This window comes from Lysinibacillus xylanilyticus (assembly GCF_001183605.1).
GTDB classification, from domain to species: domain Bacteria; phylum Bacillota; class Bacilli; order Bacillales_A; family Planococcaceae; genus Lysinibacillus; species Lysinibacillus xylanilyticus.
Window position 1 is genome coordinate 745,597 of sequence record NZ_LFXJ01000010.1, and the last position, 24,120, is coordinate 769,716.

Here is a 24,120-nt window from a genome sequence, read left to right on the forward strand (position 1 = left end):
TTTTTTGAAACATTGCGTTCAAAGCTAAATTTGTTTATGCTAATTAGAGTATAAAAACTTATCTATTAAAAAGGTGGAACACTGAATGAAGCAAAGTAAAACATTTATCCCAACGCTACGTGAAGTACCTGCTGATGCAGAGGTAAAATCACATAAGCAATTACTACGTGCAGGGTTTATTCGTCAAAATACAAGTGGGGTATACTCGTATTTACCGCTTGCAAAACGTGTGTTAACAAAAATAGAAAACATTATTCGTGAAGAGATGGAAGCAATTAATTCAATCGAGCTTTTAATGCCTTCATTACAATCAGCAGAACTTTGGCAGGAATCAGGCCGCTGGGAAAAATACGGTCCAGAATTAATGCGTTTAAAGGACCGTCATGATCGTGATTTCGCATTAGGGCCAACTCATGAAGAAGTGATCACAACTTTAGTACGCGATGAAATTAAATCATATAAAAAATTACCGCTAACACTTTATCAAATTCAAACTAAATTCCGTGATGAAAAACGTCCTCGCTTTGGTTTACTACGAGGCAGAGAGTTTATTATGAAAGATGCATACTCTTTCCATGCATCACGTGAAAGTTTAGATGAAACATATGATGATATGTATCGTGCCTATTCAAATATTTTCTCTCGTCTAGGTTTAAACTATCGTGCAGTTATTGCCGATGCCGGCTCAATCGGTGGGAAAGGTACACATGAATTTATGGTGCTTTCTGAAATTGGGGAAGATACAATTGCATACTCTGACACATCTAATTATGCTGCAAACATCGAAATGGCAGAAGTTCTTGTAGACTATCAACCATCAGATGAAGCATTAAAAGAGCTTGAAAAGGTGACAACACCAGACCAAAAAACAATCGAAGAAGTATCAGCTTTCTTAAATATTGAACCTTCAAATGTCATTAAATCATTAGTGTTTGATGTTGACGGTGAATTGGTTGTTGTTCTTGCTCGTGGAGATCACGAAATTAACGATATTAAACTGAAGAATGCGCTTGATGCTGGGTCTGTTGAGCTTGCTAGTGAAGCGGCAATCCGTGATTTATTAGGCTGCGGTGTTGGTTCAATCGGTCCTGTTAAATTACCAGTAGACGTAAAAGTAGTAGCTGACAATGCTATTAAATCTATTCGTAACGGTGTAGCTGGTGCAAATGAAGATGGTTTCCATTTAGTAAATGTTAATCCAGAGCGTGATTTTGCAGTGAATGAATACGTAGATATTCGTTTTATTCAAGTGGGTGATCCATCTCCAGATGGACAAGGAATTATCAAATTTGCAGAAGGTATCGAGGTTGGTCATATTTTCAAATTAGGAACAACTTACTCTGCAAAAATGAATGGTACATTCTTAGATGAACAAGGTAAATCACAACCATTTATTATGGGATGCTATGGTATTGGTGTATCACGTATTTTAGCTGCTGTTGCAGAGCATTTCCAAGATGAAAATGGTTTTGTTTGGCCAACACAATTAGCTCCTTATGATATCCATGTTGTCCCTGTTAATACAAAGGATGAAACACAGGTTGGCTTAGCTGATGAGCTATATGGCTTATTGAAATCATACCGTTATGATGTGCTATTAGATGATCGTGCTGAGCGCGCTGGAGTTAAATTCGCAGATGCTGACTTAGTTGGCTTACCTGTCCGTGTAACAGTAGGTAAAAAAGCAACAGAAGGTATTGTTGAGGTTAAATTCCGCCAAACAGGTGAAACGTTTGAATGGAAAAAAGAAGAGGTCATTGATCGCTTAAATGAATTTTTCCGCAAAAATTAACTCCTTTCAGCTGTAGTCTCCCATCTCAATGGTGGTGAGATGAATACGGGTTTTAAGCTACTTTTTAGTGAGTGTCCAAGCACAGCTGAAATAGAGGAACTCAGTCTAAAAAAGCCACGTCCTGTGGCAACGACTGAGTGACCAACTTCGTGCTGCTGACGCTACGCTTTCGCGCAAAAAACATCTGTTGGCCTAATGCCTCCGGCGGATGTCACGGAATCGGAGAGGAGTGCTTAGGGGATGTTAGCCTAAAATCATCGCATCCATGCGATAACGGCTAACTGACCTGCGTCGGTGCTGCTGACGCTACGCTTTCGCGCCAAAAACATCTGTTGGCCTAATGCCGCCGGCGGATGTCACGGAATCGGAGAGGAGTGCTTAGGGGATGCTAGCCTAAAATCATCGCATCCATGCGATAACGGCTAACTGACCTGCGTCGGTGCTGCTGACGCTACGCTTTCGCAAAAAACATCTGTTGCTGCCGCTGCGTTAGCACTACGCTTTCGCACAAAAAACATTTGCAGGCCTAAGCACAAAGCCGATTCCAGACGCAATTATGCCAAGGCATAATTGATTTTCCTTTAAATGCTTGTCCCAAAAAGGATGGAAATGGCATTAAATAGATAATAAATTCGCGCCACTTCCCAGGGACAGCGAGCCAAGCATGAATTCATAGATGTTTAGGATTTGTGAGGCTTGACGGTCACCTGCGGAAAGGGAGCGAATTTTTTTCTTTGATTCGTAAACGTTGGTCAGGAAATAAAACAAGGGGCTTTAAGACTGCCTCTTTCTGAAAGTAGGTGTCAATAGATTGGAACAGCAACAAGAAGCAAGAACGAGGTTTCAAATGCTCTTGCAACAACTAGAGTTAACAGAAGATGTGTATATGTCCTTCTTTGAGGAAGGTGAATTATCACGACTAACTGTGCACAAAAAGAACAGGTTATGGAATTTTTCCATTAAGTTACGAGATGTACTTCCTTTTCCACTATACCAACTTTTTCGTACTCGTTTGACTGAAAAATTTTCAGCTATCGCTCAAATCCACACAACTTTTGATACGGTAGAGAAGAATGTTACGGAGGAACTTGTCCAACAATATTGGTTAACAGTAGTAGAGCAAATAGATGAGATGGCGCCACCTTTAAAACATTGCCTAGCATCACAAATGCCTACGTGGAATGGGCAAAAAATCACTTTATCCTGCATGCAAGAAATGGAATTTATGGTGTTGAAAACAAAGTATGCAGAAAAGCTTTCCGAAAGCTATAGTCAATTCGGCTTTCCACATATTGTGATAGACTTTATTCTTCAAGATCAATCGGAAGAAATGATTGCGGCACAGGAAGCTTTCATAGAACAGAAGCGTTTAGAGGAGGCAGCTTTATCCCAGCAAGCGATACAAGATTACCAAAAACGTGAGAAAGAGAAGAAAGAAAATCCAGCTCTTGCGAACCTTGGTGACCGTCCATTCCAGCTTGGTATGTTAATTAAAGACGATGAAACAATGGAAATTAAACGCATTGTTGAGGAAGAACGTCGCGTTATTATTGAAGGCTTTGTATTTGATGCAGAAATTAAAGAGCTGAAAAGCGGTCGTTCTTTATTGCAAATTAAAATTACAGACTATACGGATTCCATCGTTGTAAAAATGTTCTCACGTGATAATGATGATGCGGAACTTATGCAACATTTGAAAAAGGGTATGTGGGTAAAAGTCCGTGGCTCCGTACAAACTGACACATTCATTCGTGATTTAATCGTTATGGCAAATGATATCAATGAAATCAAAAAAGCAACACGTCAGGACCACGCACCAGAAGGTGAAAAACGGGTAGAGCTACATCTTCATACACCAATGAGTCAAATGGATGCTGTGACACCAGTTGGTAGACTCGTTGAGCAGGCTGCAAAGTGGGGTCATCCAGCCGTGGCTATTACCGACCATGCTGTTGTACAATCCTTCCCAGAGGCCTATGCAGCGGGGAAAAAGCATGGAATAAAAGTTATTTATGGCTTGGAAGCTAATTTAGTTGATGATGGTGTACCAATTGCATATGCACCTGAGCACCGATTATTAGCTGATACTACCTATGTCGTGTTTGACGTAGAGACGACAGGACTATCTACTGCTTACGATACGATTATTGAGCTTGCTGCAGTTAAAATTCAAGATGGAAATGTTATAGACAAATACGAAAGCTTTGCAAATCCACATCATTCACTTTCAGCAACGACCATTGAACTGACAGGTATTACAGATGATATGGTACGTAATGCGCCAGAAGTGGAGCAAGTCATTAAGGAGTTCCATGAATTTATCGGAGATGGCATAGTAGTAGCCCATAATGCATCGTTTGATATGGGCTTTTTATACACAGGCTATAAAAAATTCGGGCTAGAGGGAACGATTCATCCAGTTATTGATACGCTGGAGTTTGCGAGAATGCTTTATCCAACGATGAAAAACCATCGTTTAAATACACTTTGTAAAAAATTCAATATTGAATTAACCCAGCATCACCGGGCTATTTATGATACAGAGGCAACGGGTTATTTACTTTTACAGCTGTTAAAAGATGCAGATGAATTAGATATTAAATACCACGACGACTTTAATAAGCATGTTGGTGGTGGAGATGCTTATAAAAAGGGACGACCAATGCACTGCACAATATTAGCGGTAGATAATGCTGGACTAAAAAATTTATTTAAATTAGTCACCCACTCCCATACAAAAACTTTCTATCGTGTACCTCGCGTAACACGAGCGGTTCTAGAGCAATATAGAGAAGGTTTATTAGTCGGATCAGGTTGTAATAATGGTGAATTATTTGAGACGATGATGAATAAATCCCCAGAGGAAGCGGAGCAAGTTGCGAGATTTTATGATTATATTGAAGTTCAACCAAAGGCAGTGTATGCACCGTTAATTGAGCGCAATGTCATACATGATGAATGGACACTTGAAGATATTATTCGCAAGTTAGTAAAGTTAGGGAAGAAGATGGATAAACCAGTTGTAGCAACCGGCAATGTCCATTACTTAGATCCGACAGATGGGATGTTCAGACAAATTCTAATTGGCTCTCAAGGTGGCGCAAACATTTTAAATAGATCGAAGCTACCTGAAGTTCATTTTAGAACGACTGATGAAATGCTTAAAGAATTTGATTTTTTAGGACCGGATCTTGCGAAGGAAGTAGTTGTCACCAACTCTCTAAAAGTCGCAAATATGATTGGCGATGTTAAGCCAATTAAAGATGATTTATATACACCGAAAATTGAAGGCTCAGATGATGAGGTCACAAATTTAACCTATGAAATGGCACATATTATTTACGGAGAAGAGCTACCAGAAATCGTGAAGGCCCGAATTGAAAAAGAATTAAAGTCAATTTTAGGCCATGGTTTCGGAGTAATTTATTTAATTTCTGCAAAGCTTGTGAAAAAATCATTGGCTGATGGCTATTTAGTAGGTTCCCGTGGATCTGTTGGATCTTCATTAGTTGCGACCTTTATGGAGATTACTGAAGTAAATCCACTTCCACCTCATTATATTTGTCCAAACTGTAAGCATTCCGAGTTTTTTGATGATGGTTCAGTAAGCTCAGGCTATGACTTACCAAATAAAGATTGTACAGAATGTGGGACACCATATAAAAAGGATGGGCAAGATATCCCATTCGAAACGTTCCTTGGCTTTAAAGGAGACAAGGTACCTGATATCGATTTGAACTTTTCCGGGGAATATCAACCACAAGCCCATAACTATACGAAGGTATTATTCGGTGAAGATTATGTATATCGTGCCGGAACAATCGGTACAGTTGCGGAAAAAACAGCGTATGGCTATGTAAAGGGCTATGCTAGCGATAACAACTTGCATTTCCGCGGTGCCGAGGTAGATCGGTTAGTGCAAGGCTGTACAGGCGTAAAACGTACATCAGGACAACACCCTGGGGGGATTATTGTAGTACCGGATTATATGGATATTTTTGACTTCTCGCCAGTGCAATTCCCTGCAGATGCTCAAGATGCAGAATGGCGTACGACGCACTTTGATTTCCATTCCATTCACGATAATATTTTAAAGCTTGATATTCTGGGACACGATGATCCGACTGTGATTCGTATGTTGCAGGATTTATCAGGGATAGATCCAAAAACGATTCCAACAGATGATCCAGTCGTTATGAAAATCTTTAGTACTCCAGAATCTTTAGGCGTAACAGAAAAACAAATTGGCTGTAAGACCGGAACACTCGGCATTCCTGAGTTCGGTACTCGTTTTGTACGCCAAATGCTTGAAGACACAAAGCCATCAACATTCTCAGAGCTTGTGCAAATTTCAGGACTTTCACACGGAACGGACGTATGGCTTGGTAATGCACAAGAATTAATTCAGAATGGTACATGCGTGCTGAAAGAAGTAATTGGCTGTCGTGACGATATTATGGTGTATTTAATTTACCAAGGGCTAGAACCGTCACTGGCATTTAAAATTATGGAGTCTGTACGTAAAGGGAAAGGTTTATCTGAAGAGTTTGAGGCAGAAATGCTGGCGAATAAAGTACCAGGTTGGTATATCGAATCATGTAAAAAGATAAAATATATGTTCCCGAAAGCCCATGCTGCAGCTTACGTGTTAATGGCTGTTCGTATTGCATGGTTTAAGGTGCATTTCCCGATTCTTTATTATGCAGCGTATTTCACAGTACGTGCAGATGATTTTGATTTAATTGCCATGGTACAGGGCTCGCAAATGATTCGTGCAAAAATTGATGAAATCAATATGAAGGGCTTAGATGCTTCAACAAAAGAAAAAAACCTATTAACTGTGATGGAACTAGCACTTGAAATGTGTGAGCGTGGTTCGAGCTTCCAGAAGGTCGATTTATATCGTTCGCAGGCTAGTGAATTTATCATTGATGGCAACTCGTTAATTCCACCATTCGATGCGATTCCTGGACTTGGTACAAACGTTGCGAAGCAAATTGTGGCAGCACGTGAGGACGGAGAATTTTTATCGAAGGAAGATTTACAGCAACGAGGTCGAGTATCCAAGACATTAATAGAGTACATGGATCAATTAGGTTGTTTAGAAGGAATGCCTGATGCGAATCAGTTATCACTTTTCTAAAATAAGAAATGAAGGCATCATCATCAATAACGAATAACTTATAAGCCTTATGCTCAAATTAAGGCTTATAAAGTTGAGTGTGACATTTGTTAAACTGTATACCATATATATAAGTTGATTGAAGTGTAGGCTAGCGACTCCTTGGGGATTAGCATTAGAGGAACGAAGGCTAAGAACATCACGTACTGTGATAACGCCTTCGTCCAACATCCTTTTGGCCCAAGCGGCTCATCGGATGCCCCCAGGAAAGCGCTCAGTAGGAACGGAAATCAACCCCACTTTATGATGATGAGCATAAAATAAAGCACGAATTTCAATTTCCAGACACAATTATAACAGATGTCTAGAAAAAGGAAATTTGCATTGTACCGTAAACTATGCTATCCTTATGGTAATAATTTGTTGATATTTTTCCAGCAAAAGAGTGGGACCTTCCCGCTCTTTTCTGTTGTTATACCGTGCAAAACAAATTTTTGACTAACAGCAGGTAAGACCGTTAAATTTCACCAAAGCTTCTGGTGGAATTTCTGTTTTATTACGCCAGAATTTGATAGATACAGGAGGAAACAATGAGCAAAGTACCATCTTTAGTTGAAGAGCTCGCTAAACCTATTGTTGAAGAGTTGAATCTTGAGCTAGTAAATGTCGAGTTCGTAAAAGAAGGACGTAATTGGTTTTTACGTGTTTATGTGGATACACCTGAAGGTGGAATTGACATTGAACAATGTGCTCAAGTTAGTGAACGACTAAGTTTGCTATTGGATGAAAATGATCCAATTACACAAAACTATTATTTAGAAGTTTCTTCTCCTGGAGCAGAACGTCCATTAAAAAAAGATACTGATTTTGAAAAAGCGATTGGCAAATTTATTTATGTTAAAACCTATGAGCCCATTAAGGACATGAAGGAATTCCAAGGCTACTTAACGTCATACGATGAACATACATTAGTGATGGAAGTACGCATTAAAACGCGTAAAATTACAGTAACAATTGAACAAGAAAAAATCGCATTGGCACGACTAGCCATCGATTTTTAAGCATAATGCATATTTAGGAGTGAAAACAAAAATGAGTAGTGATTTGTTAGATGCGCTAAATGCGCTAGAAGAACAAAAAGGAATTTCAAGAGATGTGTTAATTGAAGCAATAGAAGCGGCATTAGTTACAGCTTACAAACGCAACTTCAATCAAGCACAAAATGTTCGTGTTGACTTAAACTTAGATAAGGGCTCTATTCGTGTCTTTTCACGCAAAGATGTTGTTGAAGAAGTAGAAGATGACCGTTTACAAATCTCTGAAGAAGATGCCAAAGCTATCAACCCTGCATATCAATTGGAGGATGTGGTTGAGCAAGAAGTAACACCTCGAAACTTTGGGCGTATTGCTGCACAGACAGCAAAACAAGTTGTTACACAACGTGTACGCGAAGCAGAACGCGGTATAATTTACGAGCAATATGTGGACCGTGAAGATGATATCGTAACGGGTATAGTAGAGCGTCTAGATGCTCGTAATATTTACGTAGGTCTAGGAAAAGTAGAGGCTGCATTACCACAAAACGAACAAATTCAAGGTGAAACATATCGTCCACATGATCGCATCAAGGTCTATATTACAAAGGTTGAACGTACAACACGCGGACCGCAAGTTATTGTTTCACGTACACATCCTGGTTTATTACGCCGCTTATTTGAAATGGAAGTACCTGAAATCTATGAAGGTATTGTAGAAATTAAATCAATTGCACGTGAAGCCGGAGATCGTTCTAAAATCTCTGTTCATGCACATAACGAAGAGATAGATCCAGTAGGTTCATGTGTAGGAGCAAAAGGTGCTCGTGTGCAAACAATTGTAAATGAATTAAACGGTGAAAAAATCGATATCGTTGAATGGTCAGAAGATCCAGTTGTATTTGTAGCAAATGCACTTAGCCCATCTAAAGTTTTAGATGTTCAAGTCAATGAAGAAGAAAAATCTACTACTGTGGTTGTTCCAGACTATCAATTATCACTAGCAATTGGTAAACGTGGTCAAAATGCTCGTTTAGCTGCTAAGCTAACTGGCTGGAAAATTGATATTAAGAGTGAAACAGATGCTCGTGAGTTAGGTATTTATCCATCTGCAACAAGCACTTTCATACCTGCTGAGGATGAAGAAAGTGATTTTGATGATGTGACAGTTGACTTATATCAAGACGACGAAGAATAAGTAAGAAAGCCCGTGTGACTAGTTAGCTGCCATTATTCAGTGGGCGTTGGGCTGCGTCGACTGAATAATGGCAGAGCCTACATTGGGAAATATCATGGTTAATATACAAATATATATAACCAATGTGGTGCATGGCTAGTCCACCTCTTACGACAAGCTTCAGAGAGGAAAGGTGATTCTTATGGCTATTAATAAAAAAGTACCTCTTCGAAAATGTGTAGCTACCGGAGAAATGCTATCAAAGAAAGAAATGATTCGTGTTGTTCGTTCGAAAGAGGGCGAAGTAAGTGTTGATGTCTCCGGAAAAAAACCCGGACGTGGTGCCTATGTCTCTAAAACGGAGAAAGCGATTGAAATCGCCCGTAAGAAAAATGTTTTAGGGCACCAACTTGATGTGAAAATCCCTGAAGAAATCTACGATGAACTTATTTTGTTGATTCGTAGGGAGTCTATTATATGAGCAATCGAGCCGTGTACAATTTGCTTGGAATAGCGGCAAGAGCCCGTAAAGTGATTTCAGGAGAAGAGTTAGTAGTAAAGGAAGTCCGTAATGGTAATGCTAAGCTAGTACTGCTTGCAAACGATGCTTCTAAAAACTCTAGCAAAAAAATTCAAGATAAATGCACGTATTACAACGTTGAGTATCATGTAATTGGTGATCGTTATGATCTAGGACATGCTACAGGTAAGGAGGCCCGAGTGGCTTTAGCTATTACCGATAAAGGTTTTGCAAGCAAATTGTCTAGTCTACTCAACGAAAAATAATCGGGGGTGAGCAGATGACCAAAATCAGAGTTCATGAATATGCGAAACAAGTGAATAAAACGAGTAAAGAGGTTATTGAAGTACTAAATAAATTAAATGTTACTGTAACAAACCATATGTCAATGTTAGAAAAAGACATAGTGGCAAAGTTAAACCAAACATTTAAAACTATAAAAGAAGTGAAGCAACCTACTCAAAATGTATCGCAAAAATCACAGCAATCGGTTAAACAGCAAGAAGGGCAAAGGAAACAATCTGCAACTCCTAAGCCTAAAACAAATAATCAGCAACAAACGCATCAAAACTCAAATTCGTCTAACGAAAAATCTAAGAATACAAAAGGTAATCAAAATCGAAATATGACAAATAATAATAATAATAATAATAATAATAATAATAATAATCGTAGAGGCGGCGGTTACAACCAACGTCCAAAACCAGGAATTCATGGCGGGAAACGTCGCCATCCAAAAACACATCAACCAAGTCTACCAGTGAAACAAAAGGAATTACCAGAAAAAATTACTTTTGTTGAATCACTTTCTGTAGCGGAATTAGCAAAAAAATTATACCGCGAGCCATCAGAAATTATTAAAAAATTATTTATGCTTGGTGTAATGGCAACAATTAACCAAGAATTAGATAAGGATGCAATTGAATTAATTTGCGCAGACTATGGTGTAGAAGTTGAAGAGGAAATTCGTGTAGATATTACGGATTTAGAAACACACTTCGAACAAACAGAAGAAATTAACGAGGAGGACTTATCAGAACGTCCTCCTGTAGTAACAATTATGGGTCACGTTGACCATGGTAAAACTACATTGTTAGACTCTATTCGCAATACTAAAGTTACAGCTGGAGAGGCTGGAGGTATTACTCAGCATATCGGTGCTTATCAAGTAACTGAAGGCGACAAAAAAATTACGTTCCTTGATACACCAGGACACGCTGCGTTTACAACTATGCGTGCGCGCGGTGCGAAAGTAACGGACTTAACGATTTTAGTGGTAGCTGCGGATGATGGCGTTATGCCACAAACAGTAGAAGCAATTAACCACGCAAAAGCAGCAGAAGTACCAATTATTGTTGCAGTCAATAAAATGGATAAACCTTCAGCTAATCCAGATCGTGTGATGCAAGAGTTAACTGAGCATGGCCTAGTTCCTGAAGCTTGGGGTGGCGAAACTATTTTCGTACCAATCTCTGCATTAAAAGGTGAAGGCATTGACACATTACTTGAAATGATTTTACTTGTCTCTGAAGTTGGAGAATTAAAAGCGAGCCATAATCGCCTAGCACTTGGTACAGTAATTGAAGCACAGCTAGATAAAGGTCGAGGCTCTGTTGCAACGCTTTTAGTACAAGATGGAACATTAAAAGTTGGGGACCCAATTGTTGTCGGCCATGCTTATGGACGTGTACGTGCTATGGTGAATGACAAAGGCCGTCGTGTGAAAGAAGCTGGACCTTCAACGCCAGTAGAAATCACAGGTTTAAATGAAGTACCACAAGCTGGTGACCGTTTCGTTGTCTTTGAAGACGAAAAAACAGCACGCCAAGTCGGCGAAACTCGTGCAATGTCAGCTATTCAAGCACAACGCTCAGAAAAACAACGTGTAACGCTTGATAACTTATTCGAACAGATGAGTCAAGGCGAAATGAAGGAGCTTAACTTAATTGTTAAAGCTGACGTTCAAGGTACAGTAGAAGCTATGGCTGCATCATTAATGAAAATTGATGTTGAAGGCGTAAATGTGAAAATTATTCACACTGGCGCTGGAGCGATTACAGAATCAGATATTTCTCTTGCTGCGGCTTCAAATGCAATTGTTATTGGCTTCAACGTACGTCCAGATGTTAATGCAAAACGTGCAGCAGAAGAAGAGGGCGTAGATATTCGTCTACACCGTATTATCTATAAAGTAATCGAGGAAATTGAACAAGCAATGAAAGGTATGCTTGATCCAGAATTTGTAGAAAAAATTATTGGTCAAGCAGAAGTTCGCCAAACAATTAAAGTATCAAAAGTTGGTACAATTGCTGGTTCATATATAACAGAAGGTAAAGTAACTCGTGATTCTGGCGTACGTGTAATCCGCGATAACGTAGTCATTTTTGAAGGTGAATTAGATACACTAAAACGTTTCAAAGATGAAGTCAAAGAAGTTGCAAAAGGTTACGAATGTGGTATTACAATTACAAACTTCAACGATATTAAAGAAGGCGACATTATTGAAGCCTATATTATGGAAGAAGTTAAGCGTGCATAATGATTGTTTATGCAGAAGTTGAATTCATGATTCAAACTGCCCATTCGTTGAAGGAAAAACGTGCTGTACTACAGCGTATGCTTACACGCACTAAGCAAAAATTTAATGTTTCCATTGCGGAAATTGATCATCAAAATGTATGGCAGCGTACGAAATTAGCGCTTGTTGCTGTTTCTTCTTCAAAAGAAGCAGCCGAGCGTGAAATTAATCACGCGCTTCACTACTTACAGTCAAATCCATCTTGGGAACAGCTAGATGTGTGGCGAGACTATTTATAAGTAACATTAGAAGTTGTGTTGTATGATTTAGCCATACCTTGCATGTAAATATAGGTGCAAGTAAGGACACAACTTTCTGTACATCGAAATTGAGGTGACAAACTATGTCTCTACGCTCAAACCGTGTCGCTGAGCAAATGAAAAAAGAGCTTGGTGATATTATTGGACGTAAAATAAAAGATCCGCGTGTTGGTTTCGTTACTGTTACTGGTGTTGAGGTAACAGGTGATTTACAGCAAGCGACAATTTATATTACAACTCTAGGCAATGAACGTGAAAAAGAGGAAACACTAAAAGCTTTATTAAAGGCTTCTGGTTTCATTCGCTCAGAAATCGGTACACGAATCCGTTTACGTCGTACACCAGAACTAATCTTTGAATTCGATTCATCGATTGAATATGGGAACCGTATTGATTCATTGCTACGTGGTTTAAACGAAGAATAAGCTTAACTTAAAAAAGTCTGCCATATGCATGTTCATGCAGGCAGACTTTTTACATTCAAAGAAGATTTTGCTTGAGCAAAACTGCGAAAAATAGGCTCATCACCAAAAGTTGTGGATGACATTTGTTAATACTTATGCAGTGTAAATATGTTGATTGGAGTGGAGGCTGGGCGACTCCTTGGGGATCAGCATCACAGATGAGACCCTGGAGCGAGCATCGCGAGTGAAGCGGCTCATCGGACGCCCCCAGGAAAGCGCCCAGTCGGAACGGAAATCAACCACACGTAATGGTGATGAGCCGAAAATATCCGAATTTGGATAATGTTATCAAATATACTATAAACGAATTGATTTTGGGTTCATCACCAAATAAAACTGCTTATGTGGAGAACAACTCCGAGTTATAGTGATGAACCTTGATATTAGGAGGAAATTTATGAACGGTATTTTACCGCTTTGGAAGGAACGTGGCATGACAAGCCATGATTGCGTCTTTAAATTACGTAAAATTTTACGTACTAAAAAAGTTGGCCATACAGGCACACTTGATCCAGGTGTTGAGGGAGTTCTTCCGATTTGTATTGGTCAAGCAACACGCATCGCAGAATACTTAACTGATGCAGGAAAAACCTATGAAGCTGTTATTTCAATTGGCCGTACAACGACAACTGAAGATGCAGAAGGAGAAACGGTTGAGCAAGATAGTACGAATAAAAAGTTCACACGCGCTCAATTGCTAGAGGTTTTAGCATCGCTAACAGGTGTTATTCAACAAACGCCACCGATGTTTTCAGCTGTTAAAGTAAATGGTAAACGTCTCTATGAATATGCTCGAAAAGGCGAAATTGTCGAAAGACCTACACGTCAGGTTACTATTTATGCATTAGAACTACTAGATGATGTAGAAATATATGAAGGGGAAGAAATTACATTCCCAGTACGTATAGCGTGTAGCAAAGGTACGTATATTCGAACACTAGCTGTGCAAATTGGAGCGGCACTTGGTTATCCAGCACATATGAAAGAGCTCGTACGCACAGCCTCAGGTACATTTACACAAGAGAATTGCTTTACGTTGGCACAAGTTGCTGAACTGATGGAAACTGAACAAATTGATACATGCATTTTACCCGTTGAGTATGCATTAACAGATTATCCATATATTGAGATTACTTCTGCGAACGAAAAAGAAATTTTCAATGGACAAGTGCTTCCCGCAGATGCATTATTAAAGATACATGATAAAATTGTTTTTGGAATCAGTGGAAAAGCATTTGCGGTTTATCAAGCCCATCCTACAAAGGAAGGGTTTATGAAGCCACATAAGATGTTTCCGACGATAGAGTAGGAGGATTTTTAGTATGGAGGTCATTCATTTAAAATACCCACACCAATTACAGCAACGAGAAAGCATGCAGCCATATTCATTGGCTCTTGGTTTTTTTGATGGTGTACATAGAGGGCATCAGGCAGTTATTAAGGCAGCGAAGGAGGAAGGAGACAAGCGTCAAATTCCAACGGCTGTTATGACATTCGATCCCCATCCTTCTTTAGTGCTTGGCGGACGTAACGAAAAAGTATTTTATATAACGTTATTACAGCAAAAATTGCAGCTTTTTGAAGAACAGGGTGTTGATACAGCATTTGTTGTACATTTCACATCTGATTTTGCAAAGCTTTCACCTGATGCATTTATTGATACATTTATTCGTGGGTTGAACATTCAACATGTTACAGCTGGCTTTGATTATTCTTTTGGTGCATTTGGTAAAGGTACAATGGAAGATATGCATGCATTGAGTAATGGAGATTATGGCGTAACGGTTGTTGAAAAGAAAACGGATGATATCGAAAAAATTAGCTCTACACGTATCCGTAAGCTTTTGCAAGAGGGAGATATGGAAGAAGCAAGATTGCTCCTAGGACGACCATTTGAAGTTACGGGTATCGTTGTACATGGTGATAAGCGAGGACGCACAATAGGTTTCCCAACTGCAAATGTCCAAGCGTTAGAGGGAACTTATATTCCAGCTAGCGGTGTATATGCGGTTCGAGTACTTGTACAAAATAACTGGTATGATGGTGTATGTAATGTAGGATATAAACCAACATTTAAAGATCCAAACGACAAACAATTATCCATCGAAGTCCATATATTAAACTTCGAAAAAAATATTTACGGTGAAGAAGTGCATGTCGCTTGGTATAAGCGTATAAGAAGTGAACGAAAATTCGATGGTATTGAAGCTTTAAAAGCACAAATCGAAAAAGATAAACAAGAAGCGATTGAATATTTTAAGGTTATTACCAAAAGTTAAAGCGTATACCATGAATATAAGTTGATTGGAGTGGAGGCTGGGCGACTCCTTGGGGATCAGCGATAGAGGAAGGAAGGCTAAAAGCATCACGTCCTGTGATAACGCCTTCGTGACCAACATCCTGTTGCCCCAAGCGGCTCATCGGACGCCCCCAGGAAGCTTTGCTCTGTGCGAAAGCGAAGCGACAGCAACAAAGGTTTTATCTGTGCGAAAGCGAAGCGACAGCAACAAAGGTTTTATCTGTGCGAAAGCGAAGCGACAGCAACAAAGGTTTTATCTGTGCGAAAGCGAAGCGACAGCAACAACAAAGCGCCCAGACGGAACGGAAATCAACCACACACGTTACGGTGTGTGCTATATTTTATCGAGTTAATGCACATTAAAACTACTTTAACATATGAATAGGATGACGTTAACGCTTGCTTGACCTATTGATTTATGGTAACATTCATAAGTGCATAATATGCTTAACCTTAGCTCGGTATATCGATGACTCCAACGTTTACTGTGCTAATGGGGATTAAAAATTATTTAGGAGGTCCATACAAATGGCTATTTCAAAACAACGTAAAAATGAACTTATTGCTGAGTTCCGTACTCACGAAAGTGACACTGGTTCTCCAGAAGTACAAGTTGCAGTATTAACAGAGGAAATTAACGCTCTAAACGCTCACTTACGTACACACAAAAAAGATTTCCACTCTGAGCGTGGTCTTCTTAAAATGGTAGGTCGTCGTCGTCACTTATTAAAATATCTTCGTGAAACTGACGTACAACGTTACCGTGAACTAATCACTCGTTTAGGCTTACGTCGCTAATTGTCATCGAAAAGCGGGATTAATCCCGCTTTTTCTTTATGTTTAATAAACTTTATTATTGAGAAAAAAAGCATATATGACATTAATTTTAAGCAAAAGAACACTGTTCCAATCAAATACAGAAATAAATCCTAAATAAATTGGCAATAACTGAATTTAAATGTATTATTATTTTTTCATGAAATATTTAGCATAGAACAAGCATTTTTGGTACACTTACTATTAGTACATACAGACGAAGTAAGTGTTTTTATAATAGAGAGGGGTTCATTGAATGAACGAAAAGAAAGTCTATTCCTATGAATGGGCTGGCCGTCCACTTGTAATCGAAGTTGGACAGTTAGCAAAACAAGCAAACGGGGCCGTATTAGTACGCTATGGTGATACATCTGTCCTTTCAACAGCAACAATGTCAAAATCACCGAAACCACTTGATTTCTTCCCATTAACAGTAAACTACGAAGAACGTTTATACGCAGCAGGTAAAATTCCTGGTGGCTTTATTAAACGTGAAGGACGTCCATCTGAAAAAGCAATATTAGCAAGCCGTTTAATTGACCGTCCAATTCGTCCGATGTTCCCAGACGGTTTCCGTAATGAAGTACAAGCTATTTCAATGGTTATGTCTAACGATCCGGATTGCACGTCTGAAATGGCTGCAATGGTTGGTTCATCATTAGCGTTAGCTATCTCGGATATTCCATTCGACGGACCGATTGCAGGTGTACAAGTTGGATATATTGACGGTAAATTTATTGTGAACCCAACAGTGGCACAATCTAATCAATCTACAGTCCATTTATCTGTAGCAGGTAACAAAGATGCTATCAACATGGTTGAAGCAGCTGCACTAGAAGTACCGGAAGAAGTAATGCTAGAAGCCATTATGTTCGGTCATGAAGAAATCAAAAAAATTATTGCTTTCCAAGAGCAAATTATTGCAGAAGTAGGGAAAGAAAAATTACCGATAACATTATTTGAAATTGATGAAGCGATTCAAGCAGATATAAAAACAGCTTGTGAGACTGACATGCATGATGCAATTCAAACTGCAGAAAAACATGCACGTGATGAGGCTATTCAAGAGGTAAAAGCCCGTGTTATTGCTTCTTATGAAGAGCAAGAAGCGGATGACGTAACAATGAAGCAAGTTTATACAATTCTAGATAAAATGGTTAAAGACGAAGTACGTCGTCAGATTACAGAAGATAAAGTTCGTCCAGATGGTCGTAAGTTAGACGAAATCCGTCCACTTTCTTCTGAAACAGGCATATTACAACGTACTCACGGTTCAGGATTATTTACGCGTGGCCAAACACAAGCCCTTTCTATTTGTACATTAGGTGCACTTGGTGATGTACAAATTATCGACGGTTTAGGTGTGGAAGAATCAAAACGCTTTATGCATCACTATAACTTCCCGCAATTCTCTGTAGGGGAAACTGGTCCAATTCGTGGACCAGGTCGTCGTGAAATTGGTCATGGTGCACTAGGAGAGCGTGCTCTTGATGCGGTTATCCCAGATGAATCAGTATTCCCATACACAATCCGTTGTGTATCAGAAGTACTTGAGTCGAACGGTTCTACATCGCAAGCTTCTATCTGTGCTTCAACGTTAGCAATGATGGATGCTGGTGTTCCATTAAAAGCACCTGTAGCAGGTATTGCAATGGGTCTTGTTAAAAAAGGCGAACATTACTCTATTTTAACTGATATTCAAGGTATGGAAGACCACCTTGGAGATATGGACTTTAAAGTGGCAGGTACAGCTAAAGGTGTAACAGCACTTCAAATGGACATTAAAATTGATGGTTTATCACGCAATATTTTAGAAGAAGCATTAACACAAGCTAAAATTGGTCGTATGCACATTTTAGAATCAATGCTTGCTACTCTTGCAGAACCACGTGAAAAATTATCTGCATTTGCACCGAAAATTGTAATCGTGAAAATTAATCCTGATAAAATTCGCGATGTCATCGGACCTGGTGGTAAACAAATTAACAAAATTATTGAAGAAACTGGCGTAAAAATTGATACTGAGCAAGATGGTACAATTTACATCTCTTCTGCAGATGAAGAAATGAACGCTCGTGCAAAACAAATTATCGAAGACATCGTACGTGAAGCAAAAGTTGGCGAGTATTACTTATCAACAGTTAAACGTATTGAAAAATTCGGTGCGTTCTGTGAAATATTCCCAGGGAAAGACGGCTTACTTCACATCTCTGAAATTCAAGAGGAACGTACAAAACAAGTTGAAGATGTCTTAAAACTTGGCGATCAATTACTTGTAAAAGTTATTGAGATTGACAAGCAAGGTCGTGTGAATTTATCTCGTAAAGTTGTTATCCAAGAGGAAAAAGAACGCGCTGAGCAAGATAAATAATAAATTGTAGAAAAGGCTGCGTATAATGCGCAGCCTTTTTTAAATAAAGTATAAGGAATTTGGTTCTATAATATTTGTGGGAAGCTTCACATGGTGCCTTACCCTTAGATGTAGAACCAGAGATATAATTGGGGGAGATTTTATGGTACAAGTACATACATGTCAGAATGGTGTGCGTATTGTGTCTGAGCAAATCGATCATGTAAGATCCGTTGCGCTAGGCATTTTTGTTAATGCAGGATCTCGTTATGAGCTACCTGAGGAAAATGGCCTTACACATTTTATAGAACATATGCTTTTTAAAGGGACAAAAACTCGAACAGCTCGCCAAATTGCTGAAGAATTTGACCGAATTGGTGGAGAGTTAAATGCCTTTACATCCAAGGAAAATACTTGTTATTATGCAAAGGTTTTAGACCATCATGCAGAGCTTGCAGTTACAATATTAGCGGATATGTTCTTTAATTCTACGTTCGCACAGGAAGAGTTAGAGAAGGAAAGACAAGTTGTACTAGAGGAAATATTAATGAGTGAAGACGCAGCTGATGACGATGTTCATGAAAAGCTATGGGGAGTCATGTATCCAAACGATGCACTCGGTCGTCCAATTCTAGGAACTGCGGCTACTTTACAAACATTTACAGCAGATGTGATACGTAACTATATGGCTAAACATTATGGTCCAGAATCAGTTGTTATTTCAATAGCGGGAAATATTTCTGCAAAGCTCATGCAAACAATTGAAGACTTATTTGGCCAATATCAGCCATCTCCACTTGCGGTTGAGCCTGTGCTTTCGAATCCTCCTTTTTATCCAGGAGAGATTTCAAAAACTCGTGATACGGAGCAAGCGCATTTAGCCATTTCTTATCCAGCAATTGGTGTAAAGGATCCGGATATGTATAGCTTTATTGCACTTAATAATATTATTGGTGGTAATATGAGTTCTCGTTTGTTCCAAGAAGTACGCGAAGAACGTGGTTTAGCATATTCAATATTTTCTTACCAATCTTGTTATGCCGATGTTGGAGCATTTACGATTTATGGAAGTACAAGTCGTCAGCAATTATCACAGCTTCAACATACAATTGATGCGACATTACTTGATATCGTAGCAGGTGGCGTGACAGAAGAAGAACTTATGAATGCGAAGGAACAGCTAAAGGGTAGTTTTGTACTCGGTCTAGAGGGGACAGGTGCTCGTATGAATCGCAACGGTACTAGTGAGTTAGTGCATCGTAAACATCGTTCAGTTGATGAAGTATTAGCGTCAATCGATGCCGTATCAATGGAATCAATCGATCGCTTAATAGCAAAAATTTTAAAAGCTGAGCCAGCCATTTCAATTATCGGCCCAGAAGCTTAAAATACAAGGAACACAAAACTATCGCTAAAGTTTGTGTTCCTTTTTAATTGAAAAGTCTTAATAGGAGGATCTCGATAGCTTTCGAGGTTCTTTTTTTTAGTTGAAAATGCTCATTATCAATTAGAGGTTGATATTCTCAATAAAGTTTGATAGTATAATTGATATTGAAAATCATTATCAATTAAATGGAGGCAAGTATTATTATGAAAAATTGGTTAGGTGTTGGGCTTCTGGCATTATCACTTACATTAGTTGGATGCTCACAACAAGAAAATGAGGAAAATAAGGAGACACAAAAAGACGGGACATCACAGCAACAGGAAATATCAGAATCAACTAAAGTACAAGTGGAGAAATTTGAGGATGGTGTAAATGAGGAGGCATTTCAAAAAGCATTAGCTAGTTTTCCAGCAACAGTTCCTGAAAAAATCGTTACTACATCGGTTCCTTTAACAGAGATGCTACATCTTCTTGATATTACACCTGTAGGCGTTCCAACATCGACAAATCCGATTCCGGCAGATTTTGATGCTATTACACGAGTTGGCTCACCTATGGCACCGGATTTGGAAATTATCTCAAGTTTACAAACGGACTTAGTAATTGGGGCTTCTTCTCTACAAAGTTCACTGGATCAAGCACTTCAGGGAATGAATTTACCAACAGCCTATCTACCGACAGATTCTTATGATGACTTGAAATTGAGCTTCAAGGTACTTGGTACATATTTTGGAAAAGAAGAAGAAATGAATAAAGTACTACAAAATATTGTTACAAAGGAAAAGGAACTTGAAACAAAAGCACAAGGAAAGAAACTTCCATCTGTCATGCTTGTTATCGGCACATCTGATTCCTTCATGGTTATGAATGAAAAGTCTTATCTAGGTAGTCTAGTTGAGCGTTTAGGCGCTGATAATATCGCTAAATCAGTATTAAAAGCAGAATCAACTTATTCAGCAATGAATCTAGAGGACATTGTTGTTGCTGATCCAGATATTGTTTTCGTATTAGCATCAGGCGATCATGGAGCAAACGAAGATAAATTCAAACAAGAGATTGAGAAAAATAGTGCGTGGAAACAACTCTCAGCTTATAAAAATGACAAGATTTACATGCTTGATTATAGTACGTTCGGTGTAACATCCATTTCTAATGTTGAGACAGCACTTACTACAATCGCAGATTATTTCTATAAATAACAATGAGGTAAACCTATGATTAGTACAAGAAGAAGTCGCATCATTATTATCGTAACTTTTGTGCTAACAATGTTAGCAGCTATCGTTGCGATAGGGCTAGGGAGTGTACATATTACAATCCCAGATATTTTAACAACAATTGTTAATGGTCGTGATAATGATAGCATGTATACTACAATTATTTGGGATATTCGTCTTCCACGTGTTTTACTAGCACTAATTTTAGGTGCTAATATTGCGATCTCCGGTGCATTATTGCAGGCAGTAATGGGAAATCCACTAGCTGATCCAGGGTTGACAGGTGTTACAAGCGGAGCAGCAGCATTTGTTTTAATCATTATATTAGCAAATCCAGAATTCACTCATCTTATCCCAGTCGCAGCCTTTATAGGTGGTTTAATTGCTGCAACCATAATTTATGCACTTGCCTGGCGACGAACAGGCATTACACCTATTACTATTATTTTGTCAGGAGTTGCAGTGAATGCACTGTGTGGTGGAGTTATTGGATTTTTATCGATTCTTTATAGTGATCGACTACCATCAACAGTGCAATGGATGAATGGTAGTTTAGCAGCCAAGGGAAATGCATCACTGCACATGATTTATTTATACGCAATAATAGGCTGGATCGTATCCATTTTTGCGATACGCAAGGCAAATATTATACGTTTAGGAGATCAAGTGGCAGTAAATTTAGGGGAAAATGTAACTCGTATTCGTATTATGTTATCTATTTTAGCAGTATTTTTAGCGGCTGTCTCGGTAGCCGCAGTCGGAATGATTGGCTTTATTGGTTTAATCGTACCGCATATGGCTCGAATGCTTGTAGGCTCAGATTATAAATATTTACTACCCATGAGTATGGCGATGGGCGCTATTGTGTTACTTATAGCTGATACGGGTGGAAGAACATTGTTTGCGCCACTCGATATTCCAGCGGGCATTCTAATGTCTGTCATTGGTGGGCCTTACTTCTTATATTTAATGCGAAAGAAGGTGTTTTAATGTTAAAGATTGAACAGCTATCTGTCCGCTATGAACAAAAAGAAGTTGTCCATAATTTTTCTTTTGAAGTTGCGAAAGGTGAGATCCTATCTATTATCGGACCCAATGGCTCTGGAAAATCTACTATTTTAAAGGCTATTGCACGTATGCAGCCTTATAATGAAGGAACTATTATCTTTGATGGCCAAAATATCCGTCGACTCTCGTCCAAAGACATAGCAAAAAAAATGTGCATGTTGAGTCAAAAAAATCAAGCTCCAACTGATATATCTGTCAAAAACCTAGTGGCATACGGTCGATATCCACATAAAAAGTGGTTTGAGCGTTTAAACGCAGAGGATGAGGCTATTATTGATTGGGCTCTTGAGAAAACACATCTCACACATTACAGAGAAAAGCCTATTGCAGCTTTATCGGGTGGTGAAGCACAGCGAGCTTGGATAGCAATGGCTTTAGCGCAGCGGCCACAAATTTTATTGTTGGATGAGCCAACGACATACTTAGATATAGCACACCAACATGAAGTTCTAGAATTAGTAAGAGAGCTTAATCATGAAATGAGTATGACGGTTGTGATGGTGCTCCATGATTTAAATCAAGCATCTAGCTATAGTGATAAAATCGTAGTTGTAAAGGATGGTCAACGCGCCCAAGTTGGCACGCCTGAAGAGGTAATGACCGAAAAGATGATTCAGCAAATATACAGAATGGAAGCAGAAATTCAATATGTATCATGGGATAGTGCTCCACGGATTCAATTAAAAAGTACTGTCAAGGCATGGGAGGAAATAGGATGCAAAAAGAAATTGATATTGAGCAAGTAAAGCAAGGCTATGAAACATTTATTCAAGGGAAAAAAAGCTGTGTGTTAAGTCTAGTGGATGGTGAAGGAAAACCTTTTAGTAGCACTACTCCATTTGTGCGTGTGAATGGTAAATTTTACGTCTATATTAGTCGTATCGCAGAGCATTTCCAACTCATGGAGCAGGCTCAACTTGTAGATTTACTTTGCGTGGCCGATGAGGCAGTAACACCAAATCCATTTGCAGCAGAACGAGCACGTTGGCAATGTAAACCAAAGCATTTAGGGAATGAAGGATATGAGGACGTATTTGCAGCCTTCAATAAATTGCATAATGCTAAAATGATGGAGCTGTTACGTACACTTGATTTCTCATTATTTGAACTCACGCCATTGGAGGGCCGCTATGTGGTAGGCTTCGGTAAGGCATTTACAATTGATATAGAGAATGATACTTTAGTCCATGTAGTAATTGATAAAAAATAGGTTGCCCTTTTTAGGCAACCATTTTTTTATTCTTTAAAAAACCTCTCTTGATAAATTTAATGTAAGGCTGAAGTAACTAATGATTATACTCATGATTGTAGGGATCAAAATAATTATCAAAAAATTTTCTGCTACTTGTGATAAATAGTAATGGATAGGGGCTTTGTAAAAGTAAAGCCTGTATTGTCGCTTTCCCTCCTAGAATTCTTTGCGTTGATATAATGCGGTTGAAATGAGAGAGGAGAGCCATAAGATTAAAAGTCCGGCAAAAGGAGCAAAAAACATATACTGTTTTAAGTTGGATAATGTTAATGTGATATCTGGTAAATACTCTTTTAAAAGATTAAATAAGATACTAGGTATGAAGCAAAGAGCAATAAGAAACATTCTTCCCTTTATAGAACCAAATTTAATGTAGATCGGTAATAATAGTGCTAGCATACAAAAGGCCAATGTCACAAGGAGATTAAATGTTAGAAAAAACTCTGCTGATGACCAGTTATTCGTAAAACGATGAATGATAAATACAATCGGTAGTGCGAGGATAAGTCCAAAAAGCATAAGAAGGACACTAAGTATATATTTACTAAGTATTATGTCCCCTTTTGAAATGGGCAAAGGATTTGCATATTTATCCCAGTTTCTTTGTTCATCATAAGTAAGAGCAGTTATAGCTTGAAAGGTCACGATAAATATAATAAGTGTAAAGAGTATTAAACTTTGTTGCATAAAAATTGATATAAATAGGAAGAAAATCAACAGGAAGGCCTGTGCTTTTATTTGACGCTGAATCGACATTAAATCTTTTAAGATAAGACCAGCCATA

At 38.7% G+C, this 24,120-nt stretch carries 20 protein-coding genes; 19 read left to right on the forward strand and 1 reads right to left on the reverse strand.

The features are described from left to right. The first annotated feature begins 85 nt into the window (after positions 1 to 85). The 19 genes from ACZ11_RS21005 (at position 86) to ACZ11_RS21090 (ending at position 23,294) form a co-directional block, all read left to right on the forward strand. The gene (locus tag ACZ11_RS21005; RefSeq protein WP_049668474.1) at positions 86 to 1,792 is read left to right on the forward strand and encodes a proline--tRNA ligase; all 1,707 of its coding nucleotides are present in this window, start codon (positions 86 to 88) and stop codon (positions 1,790 to 1,792) included. A gap of 811 nt (positions 1,793 to 2,603) precedes the next feature. Further along, complete coding sequence (locus ACZ11_RS21010) at positions 2,604 to 6,935, forward strand: PolC-type DNA polymerase III (RefSeq protein WP_134008194.1); 4,332 nt, start codon at positions 2,604 to 2,606, stop codon at positions 6,933 to 6,935. Positions 6,936 to 7,504: 569 nt separating this feature from the next. Continuing rightward, entirely contained in the window at positions 7,505 to 7,975 is a 471-nt protein-coding gene (rimP, locus tag ACZ11_RS21015; protein WP_049668475.1) for a ribosome maturation factor RimP, read from the forward strand. A gap of 31 nt (positions 7,976 to 8,006) precedes the next feature. Next, on the forward strand, positions 8,007 to 9,146 hold the full coding sequence (gene nusA / locus ACZ11_RS21020) for a transcription termination factor NusA (RefSeq protein ID WP_049668476.1): 1,140 nt from the start codon (positions 8,007 to 8,009) through the stop codon (positions 9,144 to 9,146). A gap of 181 nt (positions 9,147 to 9,327) precedes the next feature. Continuing rightward, positions 9,328 to 9,606: an RNase P modulator RnpM gene (rnpM, locus tag ACZ11_RS21025; protein ID WP_049668477.1), complete on the forward strand. Its 279-nt coding sequence runs from the start codon at positions 9,328 to 9,330 to the stop codon at positions 9,604 to 9,606. After that, positions 9,603 to 9,911 carry a YlxQ family RNA-binding protein gene (locus ACZ11_RS21030; RefSeq protein WP_049668478.1) on the forward strand — a complete coding sequence of 103 codons (309 nt, stop codon included), beginning with the start codon at positions 9,603 to 9,605 and terminating at the stop codon, positions 9,909 to 9,911. Before rnpM ends, ACZ11_RS21030 begins: the two co-directional genes overlap by 4 nt. A 14-nt stretch (positions 9,912 to 9,925) precedes the next feature. After that, positions 9,926 to 12,184: a translation initiation factor IF-2 gene (infB, locus tag ACZ11_RS21035; protein WP_049668479.1), complete on the forward strand. Its 2,259-nt coding sequence runs from the start codon at positions 9,926 to 9,928 to the stop codon at positions 12,182 to 12,184. Then, positions 12,184 to 12,462, forward strand: coding sequence for a DUF503 domain-containing protein (locus ACZ11_RS21040; RefSeq protein ID WP_049668480.1), 279 nt, complete (start codon positions 12,184 to 12,186; stop codon positions 12,460 to 12,462). The genes infB and ACZ11_RS21040 overlap by 1 nt, the downstream gene beginning before the upstream one ends. Before the next feature lie 104 nt (positions 12,463 to 12,566). Beyond that, positions 12,567 to 12,908: a 30S ribosome-binding factor RbfA gene (gene rbfA, locus ACZ11_RS21045; RefSeq protein ID WP_049668481.1), complete on the forward strand. Its 342-nt coding sequence runs from the start codon at positions 12,567 to 12,569 to the stop codon at positions 12,906 to 12,908. 436 nt (positions 12,909 to 13,344) lie between these two features. Then, on the forward strand, positions 13,345 to 14,256 hold the full coding sequence (truB, locus tag ACZ11_RS21050; protein ID WP_049668482.1) for a tRNA pseudouridine(55) synthase TruB: 912 nt from the start codon (positions 13,345 to 13,347) through the stop codon (positions 14,254 to 14,256). 13 nt (positions 14,257 to 14,269) lie between these two features. Next, positions 14,270 to 15,226 carry a riboflavin biosynthesis protein RibF gene (gene ribF / locus ACZ11_RS21055; RefSeq protein ID WP_049668483.1) on the forward strand — a complete coding sequence of 319 codons (957 nt, stop codon included), beginning with the start codon at positions 14,270 to 14,272 and terminating at the stop codon, positions 15,224 to 15,226. A gap of 49 nt (positions 15,227 to 15,275) precedes the next feature. Next, positions 15,276 to 15,599, forward strand: coding sequence for a hypothetical protein (locus ACZ11_RS27115; RefSeq protein ID WP_236690917.1), 324 nt, complete (start codon positions 15,276 to 15,278; stop codon positions 15,597 to 15,599). Between the two features lie 175 nt (positions 15,600 to 15,774). Continuing rightward, positions 15,775 to 16,044 carry a 30S ribosomal protein S15 gene (gene rpsO / locus ACZ11_RS21060; protein ID WP_049668484.1) on the forward strand — a complete coding sequence of 90 codons (270 nt, stop codon included), beginning with the start codon at positions 15,775 to 15,777 and terminating at the stop codon, positions 16,042 to 16,044. A 274-nt stretch (positions 16,045 to 16,318) separates the two neighbouring features. Continuing rightward, complete coding sequence (pnp, locus tag ACZ11_RS21065; RefSeq protein WP_049668485.1) at positions 16,319 to 18,433, forward strand: polyribonucleotide nucleotidyltransferase; 2,115 nt, start codon at positions 16,319 to 16,321, stop codon at positions 18,431 to 18,433. Between the two features lie 142 nt (positions 18,434 to 18,575). Continuing rightward, the gene (locus ACZ11_RS21070) at positions 18,576 to 19,799 is read left to right on the forward strand and encodes a M16 family metallopeptidase (RefSeq protein ID WP_049668486.1); all 1,224 of its coding nucleotides are present in this window, start codon (positions 18,576 to 18,578) and stop codon (positions 19,797 to 19,799) included. Between the two features lie 203 nt (positions 19,800 to 20,002). Then, on the forward strand, positions 20,003 to 20,998 hold the full coding sequence (locus ACZ11_RS21075; RefSeq protein ID WP_049668487.1) for an ABC transporter substrate-binding protein: 996 nt from the start codon (positions 20,003 to 20,005) through the stop codon (positions 20,996 to 20,998). Positions 20,999 to 21,013: 15 nt separating this feature from the next. Beyond that, positions 21,014 to 22,006, forward strand: coding sequence for a FecCD family ABC transporter permease (locus ACZ11_RS21080; protein ID WP_049668488.1), 993 nt, complete (start codon positions 21,014 to 21,016; stop codon positions 22,004 to 22,006). Further along, entirely contained in the window at positions 22,006 to 22,830 is an 825-nt protein-coding gene (locus tag ACZ11_RS21085; RefSeq protein ID WP_049668489.1) for an ABC transporter ATP-binding protein, read from the forward strand. Before ACZ11_RS21080 ends, ACZ11_RS21085 begins: the two co-directional genes overlap by 1 nt. After that, positions 22,800 to 23,294: a HugZ family pyridoxamine 5'-phosphate oxidase gene (locus tag ACZ11_RS21090; protein WP_049668490.1), complete on the forward strand. Its 495-nt coding sequence runs from the start codon at positions 22,800 to 22,802 to the stop codon at positions 23,292 to 23,294. The genes ACZ11_RS21085 and ACZ11_RS21090 overlap by 31 nt, the downstream gene beginning before the upstream one ends. A 198-nt stretch (positions 23,295 to 23,492) precedes the next feature. On the opposite strand, the gene ACZ11_RS21095 is transcribed toward ACZ11_RS21090, so the two are convergent. Then, positions 23,493 to 24,119, reverse strand: coding sequence for an ABC-2 transporter permease (locus ACZ11_RS21095; protein WP_049668491.1), 627 nt, complete (start codon positions 24,117 to 24,119; stop codon positions 23,493 to 23,495). Position 24,120 lies beyond the last annotated feature (1 nt).